Raw genomic sequence first — 19,520 nt, forward strand, 5'->3', positions numbered from 1 at the left:
GCTTTGACTGTTTGGTGATGATGGCGGAGGGGACCCACGCGTTCCCATCTCGAACACGACCGTTAAGCCCTCCAGCGTCGATGGTACTTGAACCGCAGGGTTCTGGGAGAGTAGAACGTTGCCAAGCAGATAGACCTCACTTTTAATAGTGAGGTCTTTTTCTTCTATTTTAGCATATTAATTATTTACTTATTAAACTTAGCAGAGCTATAAGATCAATTCTTCAAATGCGTATCTATTGATAGAAACTCACTCGGCTAATGTATGTTTCAATCCAGAACTCTATCGTGTGTTTTTAAGGTTTGCCAATTATTTAATAGTGTAATAACATAGCTTCACGGAACCAATTTATTGAACTGGGATTACGAGAATATATCGGCTAAAGAGTTTCTACATTAAGCGTATGAACGAGCAAAAAGGCTGGAAGCATTACGCTTACGGGACCAGTAGGTTCAAGTAATCGATGAGACGAGAAGGGGGAACCGAAATGAAGACGATCAAGCGCATGATGGATCACCTGTACTGGGCGGACGGACGCATCTTGGACGCTCTCGACGAGAGTGAGACCAAGAACAAGGACCTGCTGAAGCTGGTACGGCACGTCGCGGTCGCGGAACGAGTCTGGCTGTCCCGGTTGCAGGGCAAGGGCAGCGCGCAATATTCGTTGTGGGAGGAAGCGGAAGACCTGACGGTGATCCGGACGATGTTCGAAGAAAACGCCGAGCATTATCGTATCTATATCGAAGGGCTTGAGGAATCCGAGTTGGACGAGATGATCGACTATGCGAACCTGAGCGGGGTTCTGTTCCGAACGTCCGTCCGGGACATCCTATTGCAAGTCCTCTTACATGGGCAATACCACCGGGGGCAGATCAACCGGGCACTTCGGATCGAATCGGCAGAGCCTGCTCAAGTCGATTACATTACGTTCGCGAGGCTCTAACAGGGCCTAATAATGTGTCAATGAGACAATATGGCTTAAAATCCATTTTTGATTTTCACCACAAGGCCGGCAAACCTTTGAGTTTACTGGCCTTGTGTAATTTGTCTCCCATCCAAACGATATGGATTCTGCTTGACATTGGTTTGATGTCAAACTATAATGCGAATATGGAAACAAGAGATGTGATTTCATTGATCTCCAAAATTAGGGAAGAGGTCAATCGGTTTATTGTATCGGAAATGGAGAGATATGGGCTGGACGGTATTGCCACGTCACATGGGGATATAATCTATTCCCTATTTAAGAATCCCAGACTCACGATGGCTGAGATATCCAAGGGAATTAATAAGGATAAGTCTACCGTCACTGCACTTGTTGAAAAGTTGGTCCGGCTTGGATACGTAACTAAAGAAAGGAGCAAAGAGGACACAAGGGTTGTTTATGTTGCTTTAACCAATAAGGGGAGAGAACTGGAACCTGCCTTCGATGCAATATCCGAAAAATTGCTAACCGTGTTTTACTCTAACATTTCAGATAAAGAAAAAAAAGATGTTCTTAGCGTGTTAACAAAGATTTATAACAACTTTTGATTTTTTTTGAACAAATAGTTTGATATCAAACCAACGTAAAGAGAGGGGAAAACATCGTGCGAGATTATACGAAAGCATTGCCTGACCATACGGAAACTTATATTGGGGAGAACGATTTATTCTTAGAGATTTTCGAAGGGGAGACCGTCTCAGAAAACAGGCCGCCGTTACTTTTTGTCCACGGTGCTTATACAGGCAGTTGGATGTGGAGCAAATACATTCCTCACTTTATAAGTGATGGGTGGAAATGCTTTGTCATGAACTTGAGATGTCACTACAAAAGCAGGGTGCTGGATATAACAAAGATCACTTTCGAAGATTATTTGGAGGATATTAAAGAGGTTATCGCGATGTGCGGAGTCCCGCCGATTCTAATCGGATTCAGCATGGGCGGAATTTTGGGCCAGAAACTGGCTGAAACTGTTGATCTTGCCGGTTTGGTGTTGATCGATTCAAGCATAAGCAGGGAAGTTCATGATCTAGTTCCTTACAAGGAATTAGCACAGATGTCTCCAGGCATGATTGTGCCGCCGCCGGTACGCGTTGAGCATTCAACGATCGACGAGTCGGCGGATGACATTGCATTCCAAAGAAAATATTTGGCGATGGAATCATCAAAGGCGTTTAGTGCTTTTTCTTATTTATATGGATCGAAGGGCATCTCTATAGAAAGTAACTCGATTTCTTGCCCATGCTTGGTTATCAAAGCAGTAAATTGTGAAGATGACGATCGTCGAGGGAGACTGACAGCTGAACACCTCCATGCCCAATATATGGGCATTAGTCATACAACTCACACGGGCTTGCTTGTAGGACAGAGATACAGGGAGCCGGTGGATGGAATCATGGAATGGTTAAAAGGTTTCTAAGAAGTCCTCCGGCTACCTTTCATTAACACTAGGGACGAAATAGCTTAGTCTATATCCTCAATAACAGCAATTCCATCTATTTCAAGAAGGCAAGAAGGACGGGCAAATTCCGAAACAAATAAAACGGTGACCAAAGGTGGATTTTCTAAAATACCAGCTACCTCTTGGAACGCTTTGTAACCAATTCGCGGGTCGCTCCCACTGACTAAATATATATTGAGTTTAACCAGGTTGGCGAAACTTGCATTTTCAGAAGCTAGTATAGTTGCGATATTATTAAGCGCCTGCCTTGTCTGCAATTCCAAATCGCCAGCCCCGATTAGTTCACCTGATGAATTAGTAGCGTTTTGTCCGCCTATGTAAATTGTTTTTGCCTTTCCACTTACTGTGATCGCTTGACTAAATGCTTTTGATACAAATAAACCCTCCGGGTTTTTATGCTCCATTTTGAAAGTAGACATTTGGTTTTCCTCCTTAAGAATCGTGTTCTACTTTTATTATAAGAAACTTCACTGACAGTTACTGTCAGTGAAGTTGCTAAACTAATTCCTGAATTCTACTTGCTGCGGTTTTTTGTTTAATTTGTTGAATTGGTCAAGTCCCCAGATCCAAACCGTTCCATCTTTTTTGATAATGGACTCTGTTGTCACAGCGTAACTGGTGATATTAACTGAAGCAGCGTCTTCAATACCATCCAATTTAAAAAATCTTTCCAGACCTTTTGGGGTAGAAGTTTCAAGAATTCATAATTTTTGAGAATATTTCCCTTGGATACTAACTATATGGAATTGCAATTTCAGTATCGATCTGGTTCAGGGGAAATTCCAGCCTCGGTTGTCGTGACCACAATAACGAGATCGCAGGAGCTAGGAAAGGGGGCGTCTTTCAGGCTTTTAAAACAAAAAAACAAGGACCAGCTGCCGCGGCATACTGTCCCTTGTTTTTTTAAATTGCACAATGCTACTCGGTTGTCTTCTCACTTTTGCTGCTGATTGCTGATTTTGCGGCGGCTTCCGCGGCGGCTTTAAGTCCCTTGCTTTTATAAGGCTTGGGGGCGCTCTTTGCTCGATTGGCACTTACTTGCCAACGATTCCACCCCTTTTTATCCGTCCCTCTGCCTGTACCGCCTTTACCTTTTGCTTTACTCATGTGTTCACTCCATTACGTTGTGTTTCTACTTCTTCAGTAACGAGGCCCACGTCGATTCAAGCCATTGGTCAAACTCTGGTCCCTTGTCGCCTTCGTAAGTATCATATACATCGCTTCTCGTTTTTTGTAACTTCTCCTTAAATTCTTCGAATGTGTGGCCATCTGGTAAGCTTTTCTTAATTCTTAGCAAAATTTTACCTGCACCTTTTATCAAGTCGCCTTTTTTCCTTGACGGTAGCTTGACATCCTCACCAAATGCTTTGAGTTTACGATAGGCGGCCTCTTGGATAGGGTAAACAGCATCACTAGTCATCAAACGCGTTAGTATGTTAATGGCTTGTTGGTCATTATACTGACCTAACTCTTCAACTGCTGCTAACCGTTCTCTCCAGTTGGATGTTCGATTGGCTGATTTCTTTAATTCTTCGAATTTCGCGGGGATTTCATTGGTACGTTCAATGTTCAACGGATTTAGGCTCCTTCTTGCTGCTGAAACTATAATAAGTTTCATTGATTAGACTGATGTTACACCTTTTTTGCGATGAATGCCAACTTTTGACGGAGTTATTTAATGGTTTCGTTGATTTTAGCGTAATCGCTTAACCAAATGTGAATGTGGAGCATCAAAATGCTGTTTAATTTTCGAACAATGACATTCTTTCAGAAGTTCCTTTCAACTGAAAATACGCATGAGTAAATTGGAAAAAAGCCGGTCAATGAAGGATCACGTTAACGGTGGTGAATGTGAAATGATCAGGGAGCAGATCGAAACGGTGGTTGCTGTCGCTGATTGAAGTAACGGGCAGGTTAAATTAAGGGTGTGACAGGAGTGGCTCTATCTTTATATATTGATGTATACTTTGAGGTCAAGTTGTGCTTTGTGTTTGGATAAATTACGGTGAGCCGCATCACAAGTGATGGTAGATTAGGTTTACACTTAAATTCATGGTAGTATAGAGCTACATTAAAGAGGATGTGAATCAATCGTGATCAATATAACCATACCGAAGCCAGACGTGACCCTAACCAAACAGAGTAATCCCCAGCAAAGCAATATTTATGGGTTTACCGATTTTCATTTAATTTCTAGAGAAACAGGCGGAATATTTATGTTTTACAATGATAAAGATGAGCTGCTGTTTGTGGGGAAAGCGAGAAAGCTGCGCCCAAGAATTAAAAAACACTTTGAAGATACGGTATCGCCAGTCAAAAACCACAGAGATGAAATTACGAAAATCGAGGTTTGTATCGTTGAAGGACTTCTGGATCGAGCTATCTATGAAATCTATATTGCAAATAAGTACAGAGCGAAGTACAATGCAGACAGAGTACTGTAAAACGAACGGCAGCTTACTATAATTAAAATAAAAGCACAGAACGTTATCCGATAGGAACTCGTTTTGTGCTTTTTTGAGTTTCCTTAACGGATTGCTGACCCATATGAGCAGGTGAAATCCCCCTGTTGTAGAAGATAATATGTACAAAGGAATAATGAGGAACGATAGATGGGGTGATCATGACTACCGGGGGAATCCTTCTGGTTAAACGATTTCAGGAGGTGGAAGCTCAATGAAAAATCGCCCTCTAAGATTCATTATTATTGGCCTTTCCGTTTTCTTATTAATGGTATTTTGTTTTGACGAGCTTCAAAAGATTTCTCTAAAGCATGATGTAACAAATTATTTATTACAACAGGGTTACTCAAAGGATCATATTAAAAGTATAAGAACTTACTCTTCCAAAGCGCCACGATATAGTGCAAGAGTAGTTTTTTCTGATGAAGATAACATAATTTATTATTATAAGAGTGACAAAAACGGGGTTAGGCAATTTGGCACTCCAAGTTTTGTAGGTGGGAATGAAGTGTCAGATGCCTACAAGTTAAAACATTCAGATGGACCTTTCAACTAACGAGGAGACGATGGCTAAGCTTCAGAAAGTCTGTCATGGTGGAAGAGGGGATGTTTTGGATAGAAGAAAACGAAAGTTAGTTGCCCTTATTATTTTTATTATTATGCTAAATGTAGTGGCAAACTTCCGATGGAATTATAACAACTTTGAAGGTGATATGAGATACAAAACAGATCGATGGACTAATAAAGTCTGGGTTTAATTTTATCCGCCCCTTGCAAAAAAGAAAGAATTTTACGAGAAGTAGTCTGTTGAGCTAAGCGGAGAACGATAGCGCATACAAAGGACAGCTGCCTGCCGTAGCCATCTGCCCCTTGTTTCCTTGAAGTAACGGACCTTATCTTAAAGGATTGACCGGTCAGAATTTGATGCATATTTTCCCGAAATGTTCACCACTCTCTAAGTATTGAAGCGCTTCTACTGCTTGTTCGAATGGGAATATGCGGTCCACGACCGGCCGGAGAACGTAATGCTCTATCGCCCGGTTCATCGCCTCGAACATAGCGCGACTGCCAACATTGATCGCTTGGAACCGCGCTTTTCTCAGTATAGCAGGAACCAGATCCAGCCCCTCCACACGAGCTCCGGACAGCACACCGACAATGCTGATCTGTCCGCCTACCCGCAATGCCGATATCGAGCGGTTTAAGGTAACGGCACCGCCCAAATCGACAATATGATCTGCTCCCAGCCCATTTGTCAGATTTATCACAGCTTTGTCCCAATCAGGGCTTTGTCTATAGTTAATCCCAGCATCGGCGCCCAGCATTTTCACCCGCTCGAGCTTCTCGTCGCTGCTCGAAGTCACGATGACGGTTGCTCCATGAAGCTTGGCGAATTGAAGGGCGAACAGCGATACGCCACCTGTACCTTGGACGACGACTGTATCCCCAGCCTTGACCTTTCCTTCCTCCACAATAGCGTGCCAAGCGGTCACAGCTGCGCAGGGCAGTGCAGCGGCCTCTTCATCCGATAGATACGCAGGTACATGAACTAAGCCATCTTCGGGAAGGACCGCGTATTCCGCCAGTAGTCCGTCTAATGGACTCCCGAGTGTGCTCATCCAGTTTGCTTTCGTAGGTTCACCGCTGATCCAACTCTGGGTAAAGATTCCGCTGACCCGATCCCCCAGCTTCAAGCGGGAGACCTGCTCTCCCAATGCAACAACCTCGCCTACTCCGTCGGATACCGGAATCAGTGGCTCCTGCAGATGCGGGTTATAGAAACCTCCAATCACGCCAAGGTCCCTCGAATTCAGCGACACTGCTCGCAGTTTGACAAGCACTTCGCCTGGACCGGGAACCGGTACGGGCCGTTCAGCAGCTACCAAATGATCGAGTCCAAAACCGCCTTGAATTTGATATACTTTCATAAGAATACGTCTCCTTTTCGATGGGGATGTATATACAATATTTCATTAACTAAAATAATGTAAGTAGGCACTTTGTGGTTCATTGGGAACCTTTAGGTGCATAAAGGAGGACGTCCTAGTGAAAATTCCAACGAAAGTTATACACGCGGACATCTCGCTTTCCGTTTGCGGATACAGTAAGGTGCTCGAGATCATTTCTAACAAATGGACGGCACTTGTCATCTATGCATTAGAAGATGGAAGCATGCGTTACGGGGAGATTGGGAGGCGTATAGACGGCATATCTAAAAAGATGCTCACCCAGACGCTGCGGCAACTGGAACGGGATGGACTAGTCAAACGCGATATCACGGCATCTGTCCCTCCAATCGTCGATTACTCGCTAACTGCGCTGGGTGAAACCTTAACGGTACCGTTGAAACATTTGAAGCAGTGGACCTCCGCCTATTACTCTGAAGTTGAGAAAGCGCGGGAAGCATATGACGAAATAGAAAGCCCAAGCGATTAATTTGTGATATCCTACAGATCCCACCGATTCAGTATATGGATTACCGGTCTCATATTGCTTTTGGTTGTGGTCTTATTTGGATCTTGCCGTTTGTGGGTCCGGGATAACTAGGGAGTGACTCGCCATGGGAGCTGCTCCCTGATTTCGTGTATTAGAACTGAGTCTAGGTTTTACATCAAAACTCCAAATTAGTGATTGACTAATCAATAACAAGATGATAAGATGAGTTCAAGTTAGTGATTGATCAATTACAAATCGAAATGAGGCTGAAGAGAATGAAAAATGCAATTGTTATTGGAGCAACGGGCGGGACGGGAGCAGCGATCACGGAAGAATTGGTCAAACGGGGGATTCGTACCATTGCTTTTGGACGTTCGCGTCAGAAATTAGAGCAGTTTGCTAGAAGGCTGGGTAACCCTAACCATTTGACGCTTGCCATAGGAGATGCAATGCGCCCTGACGATATTGTAGCCCAGGCAGGCGGGGCCGACGTATTGTTCCATTGCGCGAATGTACCTTATCACGAGATGGTGAACAAGCTAATTCCGCTAGGCGAATCGGTGATGGAGGCGGCAGAACGGCTTGCGATTAAAGTGGTAGCAATCGACGGAATTTATCCTTATGGAAGAAGGAAGATGGAGCTTGTCACGGAAGAGCATCCCAAACAGCCTCATACGATAAAAGGAAAAGTACGGCTGGACTATGAACGGATGTTGTTCAGCAAGCGGTGGACGAAGGCCAAGGTTATGATTGCTCGCTTGCCTGATTATTATGGGCCTACGGCCAATGAAGCCTCGTATTTAGGCTCGACTCTGGAAGCGATAGCTGCCGGCAAAATGGCCTTTTTCGTCGGCAACATGCATGTTCCCCGCGAATTCATCTATTTACCGGATGCGGCTTCGATGGTTGCCGAGCTGGCAGGCAAAGACTTCGCCTATGGACAAAACTGGCATATACCGGGTGCCGGGCTTATTTCGGGGCGAGAGATTGTACAGATTGCACAAAAAGCAAGCGGCCATGTTAAACCGGTCATTCCTTTGAAAAAATTAGGTTTATCGTTAATAGGTATGGGTGTGCCCGTGATGAAAGAAGTTGTCGAGATGCTTTATTTAACGGAAGAGCCGCTGACGCTAAGTGGTGAAAAATACAAACGGTTAATCGGACCGATCACCGCGACGCCTTTCCAAGAGGGTATTGCCGCAACTGTACTGGCATTGAAGAAGAGTAAGGCTTCTTTTGTTTAATAGTAATTGGTCAATCAATAATAAGGAGATGAAATAAAATGAATATATCGTTCAAGTCAAAAATATTCAAGATTAGCTTTCTTTTATTCATAGTTTTAATTGGTGGGGTCATTTTTGCGAGTCGCTTTGATGATTCAAAGCAGTCTACCATCGATGTCGATCGAAACGCCCAGGTCATCGTCGACCTGTCTGTCGAAATCAACGCTTCAGAGGAAACCGTATGGCGGATACAAACTGGTATCGACCAGTGGCCAGCATGGCAGAAAAACGTCACCCAAGCCCGGTTATCCGGCCCAATCGCGGTAGGAAGCACCTTCCAGTGGGAGACCCATGGGCTGCCTATCCATTCTACCATCCGCGAGGTTGATCCCATGAGACGGATTGTGTGGGGAGGACCGGCACAAGGCATCGAGGGTGTTCATGTATGGACCATCACTCCCACCGCCAAAGGAGTCATCGTGCATACGACGGAATCTTGGGACGGTCCGCCAGTAGCGGCTGATCCCGAAGGCATGCGTGCGGCTCTCACGACCTCGCTCAATACCTGGCTCGCCGACCTCAAGACGACTGCCGAGGCGCAGACATCTTAAAGTGGTGATGTGTGCTAGTCGAGTGGCTGGGATGGCAATCCTTATATTCAAAAGTTAAGGGCACTAATTGATTTTTACAGAGGACATTGTTCTGATCAAACGAGTTTATCCTGCCAGAAAGCTGGCAGGATTTCTAGTTCCAACACGTTCAAACGATGGAGAGATATATCATGGATTATTAGATTTCATAACTATAGAGATTCCTTCTTCGCAAATAACAGAAATTTCATCCCTTTTAAGTAACCTACTGACGCATCTTTATTTTTCTTAACCAGTTCTTTACCTATCGAATACACAATAGTCCATAATAGGGCCCCGTAATTCAAAAGCCCTGCTTGTTTCATTTTAAGGAAATAGTAATGATTTACGACCTTGGCCTTAGCCACATTTTCGGCTTTATCCCTGGATTGAGGCGATTCGTGATGGATGATTTTTAAACCCGGATCTATAACCAATCTGCCATATTGGCTTGCATAGCAGCACATATATAAATCATCGCCAACGGCATAATTTTCCATCCAGTTTAAAGGCTTCATGTCTTTAAGTGAACTCTTTTTAAATGACATATTGCACCCATGGAAAAATTCCGTTTCAAAAGTCGACTTGGCTTTATGCCAATTGGCTATAGATCCTGCTAAACCGCTTTTGGACAATTTCCCCAACGAACGGGACATTTGAAACGTAGCTATTCCGAGCGCATTTGCTAGTTTGCTAGAATATAAACCCTTGGCTATACCTCCTACTCCTGCCAGGCTTGCATCATCTTCGTAATTTTTTAGTAATTTGCTTATATAGTAAGGATCATCTAATTCAACATCATCATCTAGATAAAGGATAATTTCATGGGCGGCGATTCGGACACATTCAACCCTTGAAAGCCAAACTCCAGCTTTTAGTTTCTTAAAGTATGACAGCTTCATGCCTTTTATTTTTGATAAGATAGCTTCAAATATATGTAATTGTTCCTTATTGATATCTCCATCATCCACAATTAAAATCTCAACCTCACAATTAAGCTCAACCTGCCTACTGATGGATTCGATGCATTTGGTGATATCTGCAATTCGATTTCTAGTACAGATTGCAATTGTAATATTTTGCAATTTTAACGCCTCCGATTGGTTCATCTGTTCTATAAAAGTAAAAAGAGTGTATAACTTTGGACAAGCTATACACTGTTTTTTGCTTTTCATTCACGAAGAGTAGGTACCAATAGCAATGATTATTCTTGTTTATTTCCCTTATTCTTATCGTTTCCTCTACCGTGCTCATTCCAGCTGCCGCCATGTTGATTATTGTTCTTTTTTTCTTTTTCTTGCGTGGATCTATTTTTATCTTTGTTGTCTTTACCCTTTTTCATATGATCGGCTTGTTCCTCTACGGAGTCGTCTTGTTTTACTTGGATAGAGACAACAGCGTCGTTACGAACTTGTGATGTTGCTGGTGATGGAACTGGAGACGGTGACGGAACTGCGGATGGAACCCATGAAGCAACGGGTTGCGGCTCATCTTTATCAGCTTGATCTGTTACAACCTTGATTGTCTGCCCCTGTTGCGTTTTCTTTTCGATTTTAGACAGTTTTTTATCTAAGTGATCAAACGATTTTTCTATATTTTTCATTAGAGCTGACTGGGCTTTTGGATTCCCCACTTTTTCCAATGCGGAAGCCAAAGCCAGGATGTTGTGCTGTAAATCGGTTTTTACCTTCAGTACCTTCTCAGGGTGTTTGACTTCGATTTCACTATCGTTCTCAATTTTGGTTTCAGTTTGATCTGTTGCTGCAGTCGCTGTTTCCGTATTTACCGACGGTGTCGCAGACGCAGCGGGTGCAGATGTTTCGGATATCGACAAACCGGAAGCCTGTTCTGTTTTTTGGATCGCATTTTGTTGAGTTTCTAGCGACTTCTGAAGAGATAGGCTCGCTTCATTCGTTTTTCCCTTGGCGAATAAGGAGTTGGCCTCCCCAAGTCGTTCTTGGGCATAGGAGGTAAGCAATCTTGCTTCATTAATGTCATTAACAGTTAAGGCTAAGCGAATATTTTCGTACATGGTTTTTACGAAATAGAAGAAGTCTCCAGGCAATAAACTTGTGGTTTCCGTTTTATTCTCGGTTACGCTCACGGATGCAGGCGTAGAGGACGGTGTTGGTGTCGGCATCTCTGAAGCGAATACACTGCTTGTGCCTACGCTAAAAACGAGTAGGCTAAGCATGGCGCTTTTGGTTATAAAATTGTATTTCATATGTACTGCCACCTCTTGTTTGTAATTTGTCGGCCGATACTAAGGTATACGAGACCTATGATTATTTTCAGGGGGCATGGGAACGTATTCCCAGGAGCATTGTATCAGTTTGGGTGTTAAAAGCATAAAGGCAGCCGGCCCAGATGAAGAGGGTCGACTGCCTTTAGATTCTTATTCGCCGTGGTCTTTTAGTAATTTTCCCCGCGATAATAGCGCTTCAGTTTGTTCTCCAAATGAACGAGCTGCGCTTCCTTCTCTTCAATATCTTTCAGCAGCTTTTGCTTTTGATCTTCAATCAGTCGGATTCGCTCCGGCAGGGTTGAGGTTCCTTCGTTCACCTTATCATAATACTTCTTGATGTCCTCCACACTCATCCCGGTTTCGCGCAGACATTTGATGAAAACCAGCCAGCTCAGATCCTCATTCGTATAAAGACGGTTATTCTGCTCGCTTCGGGCAGCAGGTTTCAAAAGTCCTTTTCTTTCGTAAAAGCGGATGGCTCCGATATTGATTCCAACTTCCTTCGCCACTTCTCCAATCGTTAACATACGAACCCTCTTTTATATAAAATTAGTTGTTGACCTGCACTAAGTGTAGCATAGTAATTTATAAATTGTTAAAGAAAAATCAATTGGGAAAGAAGGATTCGCATGAAGAAGACCGCCTTTGTAACCGGAGCCAATAAAGGAATCGGATTTGAAATCGTTAAGCAGTTAGGTGAAGCAGGCTGGAAAGTTATCCTTGGCGCACGCAGTGCCGAACGGGGGGAAGCCGCCGTTACCGAGTTAGCTTCCAAGGGGTTAGACGTAGAATTTGTACGAATTGATATGGGTGACTTGAAAACTATCGAACAGGCAACCGACACGATCAGCAAGAATTATCCGGACTTGAAGCTTCTGGTCAATAATGCTGGTATGCCCGGCGCTTTCTCCCGTTCATTTACGGATACCCAAGAGGAGGATCTGCGGAATGCCTTCGAAACCAACTTTTTCGGGACCTTCCGTTTGAACCAGCGTTTGTTCCCGTTGATCAAAGAAAACGAAGGCACAATCGTCAATGTATCGACTGACATGGCTTCTCTGGACCATATGCAAAATGCCGAATTTACATTAAACGCATTCGATTATAACTCATCTAAAACGGCCAACAATGCCATGACACTATCGATGGCTTATGAAGTCAAAAACAGCAGCGCTCAAGTGTTCGCGGTAACGCCTGGCTTCACCACAACAGACCTTAACGGCAATGCTGCAGGCGGTAAATCGAAAGAAGCCGCCGCTGCGATTATAGTGGGGTATGCGACGGATGGCAAACGTCATAACGGCGAATTCTTGAATGAGAAGGGCGTTTACGCCTGGTAACCCGCGTAGGATGCCTCCTACTAACAGCAAATGAAAGATAGCCGGTTCATGGGGCTATCTTTTTTCATTTACATCATTCCCGCACAAGCAAGTATATGGAAATTTAATAGAATATAGTGAAAGAAGGTGGTTTTATGGCAGAAATTTTCAGCGTTGGGACAAGTGTTCCTGGTGCATCGAGCGGTTCTCTTTCTCGTACTCCCTGCAAGAGCTCACAATCACCTTTCAAGCCATCGATTCGAACGTTGCTTCAATATCCAACCAAAACTACTCCCTAACTGTACAGCTGGAACCAGGCTTGTTAGTCGGCGCAACAGTTACAGGTCCCGTCACGTTCTCCGGTATTTCCTACTTGTACTCATAATCTACGTCGTTCCTGGACGGATGTTTGTTTAGTTAAGGAAGGCAGCCGACTTCAAGTGGCTGCCTTTTCTCCGTTACCGTTTTTCTTCCTGTATATTTTTATCACTGGTGGAGACGCAATAATTCAGCTTATAATAGCTTAAATTCGATGAAATTGAAGACACATAGAGAAACTAGCCATTTAATTGTCAGACAAAAGGGGATAACTATGAATCTTATGAAACACCCGTGGAAGAAAAATGCGCTAAAAAGACTGATTCTCTCGTTTATTTGTATTCTCTTACCCCTCTATATCCTTAGTATGATTATCTACAATTGGGGGATACGAACGCTGCAAGACGAAATCTCCAAATCGATGATCTCGCAGGTATCGCAATATTTCAGTGGCTTGGAAGAGGATTTCAGACGGATCCAAACGCTGCAGTACGATGCCTTAACCGATGACAATCTTAACGCGCTCGGAGCGATTCCGGATTCCTTGAATGATATTGAGAAAATGCAAAGCATTTTACGACTTCAGCAGAGGCTCAATGCGATTCGAAACAGCTCCATGTATATCAAAGATGTTTACGCTTACATACCGGCGATCCAAAAGAATGTGTCGGCGTTAACGATTTCCGCCTTCGATCAACAGCAATTTGAAAATCTGCGGAACATTCCATTTACACTGGATTCGCAGGTCATGAATGTGAACGGGGGACTATTTCTAAGCGCTGTGTATCCTTTCTCCACGCCAAGCAGTAAAAGAAGTCCGCTGTTCATTGTGGCGATCGAACTGTCGAAGGAAAAGCTGGAGGAGCATCTCAAATTGATGGTGAATTCTCCGGATGAAGGCTTGATTCTCAATAGCTCGCAATTCGTGATCTCCACGAGTCCCGACGCTGACTTCGATAAGGAAATCTCGCAGCATATGGTCATTAGCGGGAATATTGGCAAAGTGCAGAAGCTGGTCATTCAAGACAAGCACTACCTTGCCGTGTATACCGCCTCTCCCTTTTTTGGCGCCGTGTTAAGCAAGTATGTGCCGGAAGCCGCCGTGTTCGAACCGCTGCAGAAATACAGAAGCTGGTTTATCCTGCTAGCTGCCGTAGCTCTTATTATTATCGTCATTTACTCCTTATATGTGTATAAATACATTCATAAACCGCTGGATAAGCTGGTGAAAGCTTTCCGCAAAATCGAGTATGGCGATTTCGATGTTCAGATCGAGCATGGCATCAACGATGAGTTTCAGTATATATATACGCGGTTCAATGTGATGTCGGGCAATTTGCAATCCTTGATCGACCAGGTATACAAACAACAAATTCTGACGCAGAAGGCCGAATTGAAGCAGCTGCAGTCTCAGATTAATCCTCACTTTCTGTACAACAATCTCTTTATTCTTGGCACGATGGCCCGCGTTGGCGATTACGAGAATCTCGAGCAGTTTACGAATCAATTAGGCGAGTATTTCCAGTTCGTGACCCGAAATAGCTCGGATGAGGTACCGCTGTGGAAAGAAGTGAATCATGCCAAAGTGTACGCGGAAATTCAAGCCATGCGATTCGCGAACCGGCTGCGGGTTGAATTCGATGAGCTGCCGGAGCATATCGGTCACGTCATGGTGCCACGGTTAATTCTGCAGCCGATTATTGAGAATGCCTTCGAGCACGGTTTGGAAAGGAAGGCCGCGAACGGTATTCTGAGGATCCGGCTCGTTAAGAGCGATCATGAGATACGGATGATCGTGGAGGATAACGGCGAAGCGGTGGACGATGAGCGAATCGCATCGCTTAATCAAGCATTAACCAAACATGAAGGGCTGGAGATAACCGGCATTCTGAATATCCACCAGCGCATCCGATTGAAGTTCGGACCGTCCAGCGGGCTGTATGTGGAGCGAAGCGAATGGGGCGGCTTTAAAGCAACAATGGTCATCGATTACATGGGTGGAGGCGTATAGACAATGTACAGGGTTCTGGTAGTTGACGATGAGATGATTATTGCAGACGGATTATGCGAGGTGCTGCAGGGGATTCCACAGCTGGAGTTAGACGTATATAAAGCCTATTCGGGCATGGAGGCATTGCGGCTTTTTGACCGGACTCGTTTCGATATTGTGCTGACGGATATCCGGATGCCGGAGCTCGACGGCTTGCAGCTGCTGGAGAAAATCCGTGAGAGATGGCCGCAGTGCAGGGTGATTTTCCTTACGGGTTATAACGAATTTGCCTATGTGTATTCGGCTATCCAGTATGAGGGGGTCAGTTATTTACTGAAAACGGAAGGCTATCCGAAGGTGATCCAGATGGTGGAGCATGCCGTTATGGAAATTGAAACCGAGTTCAAGGCGCAGTCCCTGCTCATGAATGCGCAGCAGCAGCTGGATGATATGAGAGGGATGCTGCAAAACGAGTATGTGAAGCGGATTCTAAACGATCAGCTGGATGTACGAGAGATTCATCAAGAACAATTCAATGAATTGGCGATTCCGCTGCAAGCCGACCGTCCTGTCCTCCTCATGATAGGCCGAATGAACGGTATGCCGGGCAAGATGACGTATTCGGAGAAATCGCGGCAGCTCTACCGGATTAAGCTGATCGCTGAGCCCTATCTGGCTTCGCATGTGTCTTTTGTGGCAGCGGTGAATGAACATATGGATCTGGTGTGGTTCATTCAGCCGTTCCAAGATCATATGGAGAGGGAAGGCTGGGATCGCACCTTGACCTTCATGAAAGGGACGGTGGAATTAATCCAGGCGGCGTGCCGCGAATCCGTCGGTGCCGTGCTGTCCTTTGTGCTGGATGACAGCACGGTTGTCTGGCGCGAGGCCGCCGAGCGGTTCTCGACGCTAACGATGCTGATGAATTATCGCATCGGCCAAGGCGGCGGCATGCTGCTGCTGGACAAGCAGCATGTAGAGGGCGGCCATCGCGAGAAGCCGCAGATCCGGCAAGCCAAGCTGGATCAGCTCGCAGATCAATTGGAGCACGGGCAGCGAGCCGACTTTAACAGTACGCTGCTCGCCTGTGCGGCCTCTGTACAAGAGATTGACAGCATGCATGATGTTCCTGCACAAGAGCTGTATTATGCCATCGGATTGGTCTTCTTATCCTATATGAATCGTTGGCATTTGGTAGAGACCGTGGCGGAGCAGATCGGACTTCATAAGCTGATGCAGCCGGGCGAGCATGAATCCTGGAAGGTGGCTTTTGACTATCTAGGGCGTGTTGAGGACATTCTGTTCAACCTTCAGAACCAAGAAGAGGAGAGAAGGGCGAATGCGATTATCGGATTCATTCAGAAGCATATTAGAGATCATCTGCACAACCCGGACGAAATCTCGCTGGTGAAATTAGCCGAGCTGGTATATTTCAATCCTTCCTACCTCTCCCGCTTGTTTAAGCAAGTGACCGGAACCAATCTATCCGACTATATCTCCGCTGCTCGATTGGCGAAAGCGAAAGCGCTGCTGGAGAATCCGAATATTAAAATTCAAGATGTGGCCGAACAGGTCGGGTATGGAACCGCTACGAACTTTACGAGGTATTTCCGCAAGGCAGCGCACATGACACCGCTCGAATATCGGGCTACGATCATGAACAAGTAAACAAGTGATTCAAATGTAAAGACATGAATATTGAATGCCGAATGAATGCGCTTTACCATTAGAGAGGTAGGCATGCTACTACATGATCGATCTTTCGGGGAGGTTCACATGAGAAAAAGAGATAAAGCCAAATCAGCCGTTATTCTCTCGGCAGCAGGACTAATGGTGCTCTCAGCTTGCAGTTCATCAAGTACGGAAGACAACACGGCCAAAGCAACGGAGAAGCCGGGCGCAGCAACGCCTCCAGCCAACCTGATGGCCAAGTATGAGAAGCCGGTCGATATTACCGCCTGGCGTTACACGGAAGCCACCTACAAGTACGAAAACGGCGATACCATTGAAAATAACATTTATACAAAAGCCTATCAGAATGAGCTCGGGATCAACTTGAAATACCAGTGGACCGTGCCCATCGAGCAATTCGATCAAAAGCTGAATGTGGCGATTGCCGCTGGAGATTTGCCGGATATCATGTGGCTGAAGAATAAGCAGCTCACCGACCTGACGGATAATGATATGCTCTATGATTTGACCGAGCTGTATGAGAAATATGCATCGCCTATGGCGAAGAGCATCCTGCAGCAGGATCAGAAGGCCTTCAACACCGCCAAAATCGGCGGCAAGCTGATGGCGATTCCACAAACGTCATCGGCGATTGACGGACTCCCGCTATTTTATGTTCGAACGGATTGGCTGAACAAGCTGGGACTCTCCGAACCGAAATCGATGAAGGATGTTCTGGCTGTAGCGGAAGCGTTCACGAAGAAGGATCCGGACGGCAACGGCAAGGATGATACGTTCGGGATGGCGTTTACGAAAACGTTTTTGACCGATTCCCATTTCGGCACGTCGGGCTTCTTCTCCGGCTTTCATGCCTATGCGGGCAAATGGGTGAAGAATGCCTCCGGCAACTTGGTTTATGGAAGCACTTTACCGGAAACCAAGGCTGCGCTGAAGCAATTGCAGGACATGTACGCACAAGGGCTGCTGGATAAAGAATTCGGTGTCAAAGACCGCGCGAAAGTTACGGAGTCTGTAGCCGGCGGCAAAGTGGGTATCTTCTATGGCAGCATGTCCGCGCCGCTCTCGATCACGCAGAAGAATATCGACAACGATCCGAAGGCGGAATGGAAAGCGATTCCACTGCTTTCTATCGATGATAAGAAGGCTACGCCAATCGGTAAAATGCCGATTCAACGGTATTATGCCGTCAGCAAGAAGAGCAAAAATCCGGAAGCGATTATCAAATTACTCAACTTCGCGATGGATGGCTATGACGAAAGCAAGAAGCCTAACCCAGAGATGAGCTTCAGCAAAACGAATATCCCTGTTTATCTCTACAGCTTAATGAATCCGGAGCCTGCGAATAAAAACTTGAACGCACATCATAATGCGCTCAGCGCGATTGCTGCGAACGATCCTTCCAAGCTGTCGACAGAAGAGAAGGGCTACTACGACAAAATCGTAGATTTCCGTAAAGGAAATAAAGCGAATTGGGGAACAGAGCGCGTCTTCGGTTCGCCAAGCTCCTTCGATGTCATCTCTCAATATGTAAAAGATGATAACTACATGCTGGACGCCTTCTATGGCGCAGCGACACCGACGATGGTGGAGAAGAACGCCTCCCTTCAGAAGATGGAGGAGGAAGTATTCACGAAAATTATTATGGGTCAATCCATCGATACGTTTGACAAATTCGTTGAAGATTGGAAGAAGCTTGGCGGCGATCAGATCGCGAAAGAAGTGAACGACTGGTACGCGAAAAATAAATAAGTATCGGACAGCCTAATAAGACGAGACGAAAGCTTAGGGGAAAGCGGTCGTAACACTGCTTTCCCCTTCGTTATTCGTCCACCAATGCAAACGGAGAGGAGTACAAGTGGAGATGAATAAAAAACTGCAGGAAATTCCTTTGCATCTCATGCTGCTGCCAGGCGTCATCCTTACCCTGATTTTTAACTATGTCCCGATCGCAGGGATTGTCATTGCCTTTCAGAAGTTTGTACCATCCAAGGGCATTTTCCATTCCAAATGGATCGGACTCGATAATTTCCGCTATATGCTGGAGATGCCCAATTTTTCGAGCGTTGTATGGAACACTGTTTTTATCGCCGTGATGAAAATTATTGTTCATTTAATCGTGCCTGTTATTTTTGCTCTGCTGCTGAATGAGGTTATTAGCACGGCATTCAAACGTACTGTACAAACCATCATCTATTTCCCCTATTTCCTGTCCTGGGTTATTCTGGGGGGCATTCTCATCGATATCCTTTCGCCATCCGCCGGCATTGTGAATCAATTTCTGGGTCTGATCGGCATCGAGCCTATCTTTTTCCTTGGCAATGAAAACTGGTTTCCTTTCACACTTGTCGCATCAGACACTTGGAAGGAATTTGGATATAGCACGATTGTGTATTTAGCCGCCCTGACGGCGATCGATCAATCTCTGTATGAAGCTGCGGTCATGGATGGGGCTAATCGCTGGAAGCAGACGCTTCATGTTACAATCCCCGGCATGATGCCGATCGTCACGCTAATGACCGTATTAAGCTTAGGCAACGTACTGAATGCGGGATTCGATCAGGTGTTCAATCTGTACAGTCCAATGGTTTATAGCACGGGTGATATTATTGATACGATGGTGTACCGAATCGGGTTAGTAGATGCGCAATACGGCGTAGCGACGGCGGTTGGATTGTTTAAATCCGTGATTGCCTTCATCCTCATCGTGATCTCCAATAAGCTTGCCAATCGATTTACCGGTTATCGGATTTTCTAGGTAGGGG

General features: G+C 45.2%; 20 protein-coding genes and 1 rRNA gene. 14 read left to right on the top strand and 7 right to left on the bottom strand.

The genetic code is table 11. From position 1 onward, the window contains the following. The first annotated feature begins 10 nt into the window (after positions 1–10). The 4 genes from rrf to PUT07_RS31195 all read left to right on the top strand — a co-directional run bounded on the left by rrf (position 11) and on the right by PUT07_RS31195 (position 2,402). Positions 11–127: ribosomal RNA gene (gene rrf, locus PUT07_RS31180) — 5S ribosomal RNA — on the top strand. 360 nt (positions 128–487) lie between these two features. After that, positions 488–943 carry a DinB family protein gene (locus PUT07_RS31185; protein WP_274472692.1) on the top strand — a complete coding sequence of 152 codons (456 nt, stop codon included), beginning with the start codon at positions 488–490 and terminating at the stop codon, positions 941–943. A 182-nt stretch (positions 944–1,125) separates the two neighbouring features. Beyond that, complete coding sequence (locus PUT07_RS31190) at positions 1,126–1,533, top strand: MarR family winged helix-turn-helix transcriptional regulator (protein WP_274472693.1); 408 nt, start codon at positions 1,126–1,128, stop codon at positions 1,531–1,533. Between the two features lie 56 nt (positions 1,534–1,589). Next, positions 1,590–2,402 (top strand): alpha/beta hydrolase, encoded by an 813-nt coding sequence (locus PUT07_RS31195; protein ID WP_274472694.1) that lies wholly within the window; start codon positions 1,590–1,592, stop codon positions 2,400–2,402. Positions 2,403–2,446: 44 nt separating this feature from the next. Here PUT07_RS31195 and PUT07_RS31200 read toward each other — a convergent pair whose 3' ends face one another. From PUT07_RS31200 to PUT07_RS31210, 3 genes are all read right to left on the bottom strand, one after another. Next, positions 2,447–2,863 carry a RidA family protein gene (locus tag PUT07_RS31200; protein ID WP_274472695.1) on the bottom strand — a complete coding sequence of 139 codons (417 nt, stop codon included), beginning with the start codon at positions 2,861–2,863 and terminating at the stop codon, positions 2,447–2,449. 499 nt (positions 2,864–3,362) lie between these two features. Continuing rightward, a complete protein-coding gene (locus tag PUT07_RS31205; protein ID WP_274472696.1) occupies positions 3,363–3,551 on the bottom strand; it encodes a DUF3934 family protein in 189 nt (62 codons plus the stop codon). 25 nt (positions 3,552–3,576) lie between these two features. Then, positions 3,577–4,017: a HEAT repeat domain-containing protein gene (locus tag PUT07_RS31210; RefSeq protein WP_274472697.1), complete on the bottom strand. Its 441-nt coding sequence runs from the start codon at positions 4,015–4,017 to the stop codon at positions 3,577–3,579. Between the two features lie 520 nt (positions 4,018–4,537). On the opposite strand from PUT07_RS31210, the gene PUT07_RS31215 reads away from it, so the two are divergent. Continuing rightward, positions 4,538–4,888 carry a nucleotide excision repair endonuclease gene (locus tag PUT07_RS31215; protein WP_274472698.1) on the top strand — a complete coding sequence of 117 codons (351 nt, stop codon included), beginning with the start codon at positions 4,538–4,540 and terminating at the stop codon, positions 4,886–4,888. Positions 4,889–5,120: 232 nt separating this feature from the next. Beyond that, complete coding sequence (locus PUT07_RS31220; RefSeq protein WP_274472699.1) at positions 5,121–5,462, top strand: DUF3139 domain-containing protein; 342 nt, start codon at positions 5,121–5,123, stop codon at positions 5,460–5,462. 358 nt (positions 5,463–5,820) lie between these two features. Here the strand turns inward: PUT07_RS31220 and PUT07_RS31225 are convergent, their stop codons facing one another. Then, the gene (locus PUT07_RS31225) at positions 5,821–6,834 is read right to left on the bottom strand and encodes a zinc-dependent alcohol dehydrogenase family protein (RefSeq protein ID WP_274472700.1); all 1,014 of its coding nucleotides are present in this window, start codon (positions 6,832–6,834) and stop codon (positions 5,821–5,823) included. Between the two features lie 118 nt (positions 6,835–6,952). Here PUT07_RS31225 and PUT07_RS31230 point away from each other — a divergent pair, with 118 nt between their 5' ends. The 3 genes from PUT07_RS31230 (at position 6,953) to PUT07_RS31240 (ending at position 9,176) form a co-directional block, all read left to right on the top strand. Then, positions 6,953–7,342, top strand: a complete 390-nt coding sequence (locus PUT07_RS31230; protein WP_379241067.1) for a winged helix-turn-helix transcriptional regulator — start codon at positions 6,953–6,955, stop codon at positions 7,340–7,342. Positions 7,343–7,617: 275 nt separating this feature from the next. Then, on the top strand, positions 7,618–8,586 hold the full coding sequence (locus PUT07_RS31235) for an SDR family NAD(P)-dependent oxidoreductase (protein WP_274472701.1): 969 nt from the start codon (positions 7,618–7,620) through the stop codon (positions 8,584–8,586). A 38-nt stretch (positions 8,587–8,624) separates the two neighbouring features. Further along, entirely contained in the window at positions 8,625–9,176 is a 552-nt protein-coding gene (locus PUT07_RS31240; RefSeq protein ID WP_274472702.1) for an SRPBCC family protein, read from the top strand. Positions 9,177–9,367: 191 nt separating this feature from the next. On the opposite strand, the gene PUT07_RS31245 is transcribed toward PUT07_RS31240, so the two are convergent. The 3 genes from PUT07_RS31245 to PUT07_RS31255 all read right to left on the bottom strand — a co-directional run bounded on the left by PUT07_RS31245 (position 9,368) and on the right by PUT07_RS31255 (position 11,966). Next, positions 9,368–10,279: a glycosyltransferase family A protein gene (locus tag PUT07_RS31245; protein WP_274472703.1), complete on the bottom strand. Its 912-nt coding sequence runs from the start codon at positions 10,277–10,279 to the stop codon at positions 9,368–9,370. 119 nt (positions 10,280–10,398) lie between these two features. Further along, positions 10,399–11,418, bottom strand: coding sequence for a DUF5667 domain-containing protein (locus PUT07_RS31250; RefSeq protein WP_274472704.1), 1,020 nt, complete (start codon positions 11,416–11,418; stop codon positions 10,399–10,401). A gap of 188 nt (positions 11,419–11,606) precedes the next feature. Next, a complete protein-coding gene (locus PUT07_RS31255) occupies positions 11,607–11,966 on the bottom strand; it encodes a MerR family transcriptional regulator (RefSeq protein ID WP_274472705.1) in 360 nt (119 codons plus the stop codon). Between the two features lie 102 nt (positions 11,967–12,068). On the opposite strand from PUT07_RS31255, the gene PUT07_RS31260 reads away from it, so the two are divergent. From PUT07_RS31260 to PUT07_RS31280, 5 genes are all read left to right on the top strand, one after another. Then, positions 12,069–12,779 (top strand): SDR family NAD(P)-dependent oxidoreductase, encoded by a 711-nt coding sequence (locus PUT07_RS31260; protein ID WP_274472706.1) that lies wholly within the window; start codon positions 12,069–12,071, stop codon positions 12,777–12,779. A gap of 571 nt (positions 12,780–13,350) precedes the next feature. Then, a complete protein-coding gene (locus tag PUT07_RS31265; RefSeq protein WP_274472707.1) occupies positions 13,351–15,087 on the top strand; it encodes a sensor histidine kinase in 1,737 nt (578 codons plus the stop codon). A gap of 3 nt (positions 15,088–15,090) precedes the next feature. Next, positions 15,091–16,734, top strand: a complete 1,644-nt coding sequence (locus PUT07_RS31270) for a response regulator (protein ID WP_274472708.1) — start codon at positions 15,091–15,093, stop codon at positions 16,732–16,734. 108 nt (positions 16,735–16,842) lie between these two features. After that, positions 16,843–18,507 carry an extracellular solute-binding protein gene (locus PUT07_RS31275; RefSeq protein ID WP_274472709.1) on the top strand — a complete coding sequence of 555 codons (1,665 nt, stop codon included), beginning with the start codon at positions 16,843–16,845 and terminating at the stop codon, positions 18,505–18,507. Between the two features lie 112 nt (positions 18,508–18,619). Further along, on the top strand, positions 18,620–19,513 hold the full coding sequence (locus PUT07_RS31280) for an ABC transporter permease (protein ID WP_274472710.1): 894 nt from the start codon (positions 18,620–18,622) through the stop codon (positions 19,511–19,513). The last annotated feature ends 7 nt before the right edge of the window (positions 19,514–19,520 follow it).

The sequence above is a fragment of the Paenibacillus sp. MAHUQ-63 genome (genome assembly GCF_028765165.1).
Taxonomy (GTDB): domain Bacteria; phylum Bacillota; class Bacilli; order Paenibacillales; family NBRC-103111; genus Paenibacillus_E.

Excerpts from the sequence above, each read along its gene's own strand:
- PUT07_RS31275 (WP_274472709.1), top strand. The coding sequence starts at position 16,843 with ATGAGAAAAAGAGATAAAGCCAAATCAGCCGTTATTCTCTCGGCAGCA.
- PUT07_RS31240 (WP_274472702.1), top strand. The coding sequence starts at position 8,625 with ATGAATATATCGTTCAAGTCAAAAATATTCAAGATTAGCTTTCTTTTA.
- PUT07_RS31250 (WP_274472704.1), bottom strand. The coding sequence starts at position 11,418 with ATGAAATACAATTTTATAACCAAAAGCGCCATGCTTAGCCTACTCGTT.
- PUT07_RS31270 (WP_274472708.1), top strand. The coding sequence starts at position 15,091 with ATGTACAGGGTTCTGGTAGTTGACGATGAGATGATTATTGCAGACGGA.
- PUT07_RS31225 (WP_274472700.1), bottom strand. The coding sequence starts at position 6,834 with ATGAAAGTATATCAAATTCAAGGCGGTTTTGGACTCGATCATTTGGTA.
- PUT07_RS31205 (WP_274472696.1), bottom strand. The coding sequence starts at position 3,551 with ATGAGTAAAGCAAAAGGTAAAGGCGGTACAGGCAGAGGGACGGATAAA.
- PUT07_RS31265 (WP_274472707.1), top strand. The coding sequence starts at position 13,351 with ATGAATCTTATGAAACACCCGTGGAAGAAAAATGCGCTAAAAAGACTG.
- PUT07_RS31220 (WP_274472699.1), top strand. The coding sequence starts at position 5,121 with ATGAAAAATCGCCCTCTAAGATTCATTATTATTGGCCTTTCCGTTTTC.
- PUT07_RS31200 (WP_274472695.1), bottom strand. The coding sequence starts at position 2,863 with ATGTCTACTTTCAAAATGGAGCATAAAAACCCGGAGGGTTTATTTGTA.
- PUT07_RS31260 (WP_274472706.1), top strand. The coding sequence starts at position 12,069 with ATGAAGAAGACCGCCTTTGTAACCGGAGCCAATAAAGGAATCGGATTT.
- PUT07_RS31255 (WP_274472705.1), bottom strand. The coding sequence starts at position 11,966 with ATGTTAACGATTGGAGAAGTGGCGAAGGAAGTTGGAATCAATATCGGA.
- PUT07_RS31185 (WP_274472692.1), top strand. The coding sequence starts at position 488 with ATGAAGACGATCAAGCGCATGATGGATCACCTGTACTGGGCGGACGGA.
- PUT07_RS31235 (WP_274472701.1), top strand. The coding sequence starts at position 7,618 with ATGAAAAATGCAATTGTTATTGGAGCAACGGGCGGGACGGGAGCAGCG.
- PUT07_RS31280 (WP_274472710.1), top strand. The coding sequence starts at position 18,620 with ATGAATAAAAAACTGCAGGAAATTCCTTTGCATCTCATGCTGCTGCCA.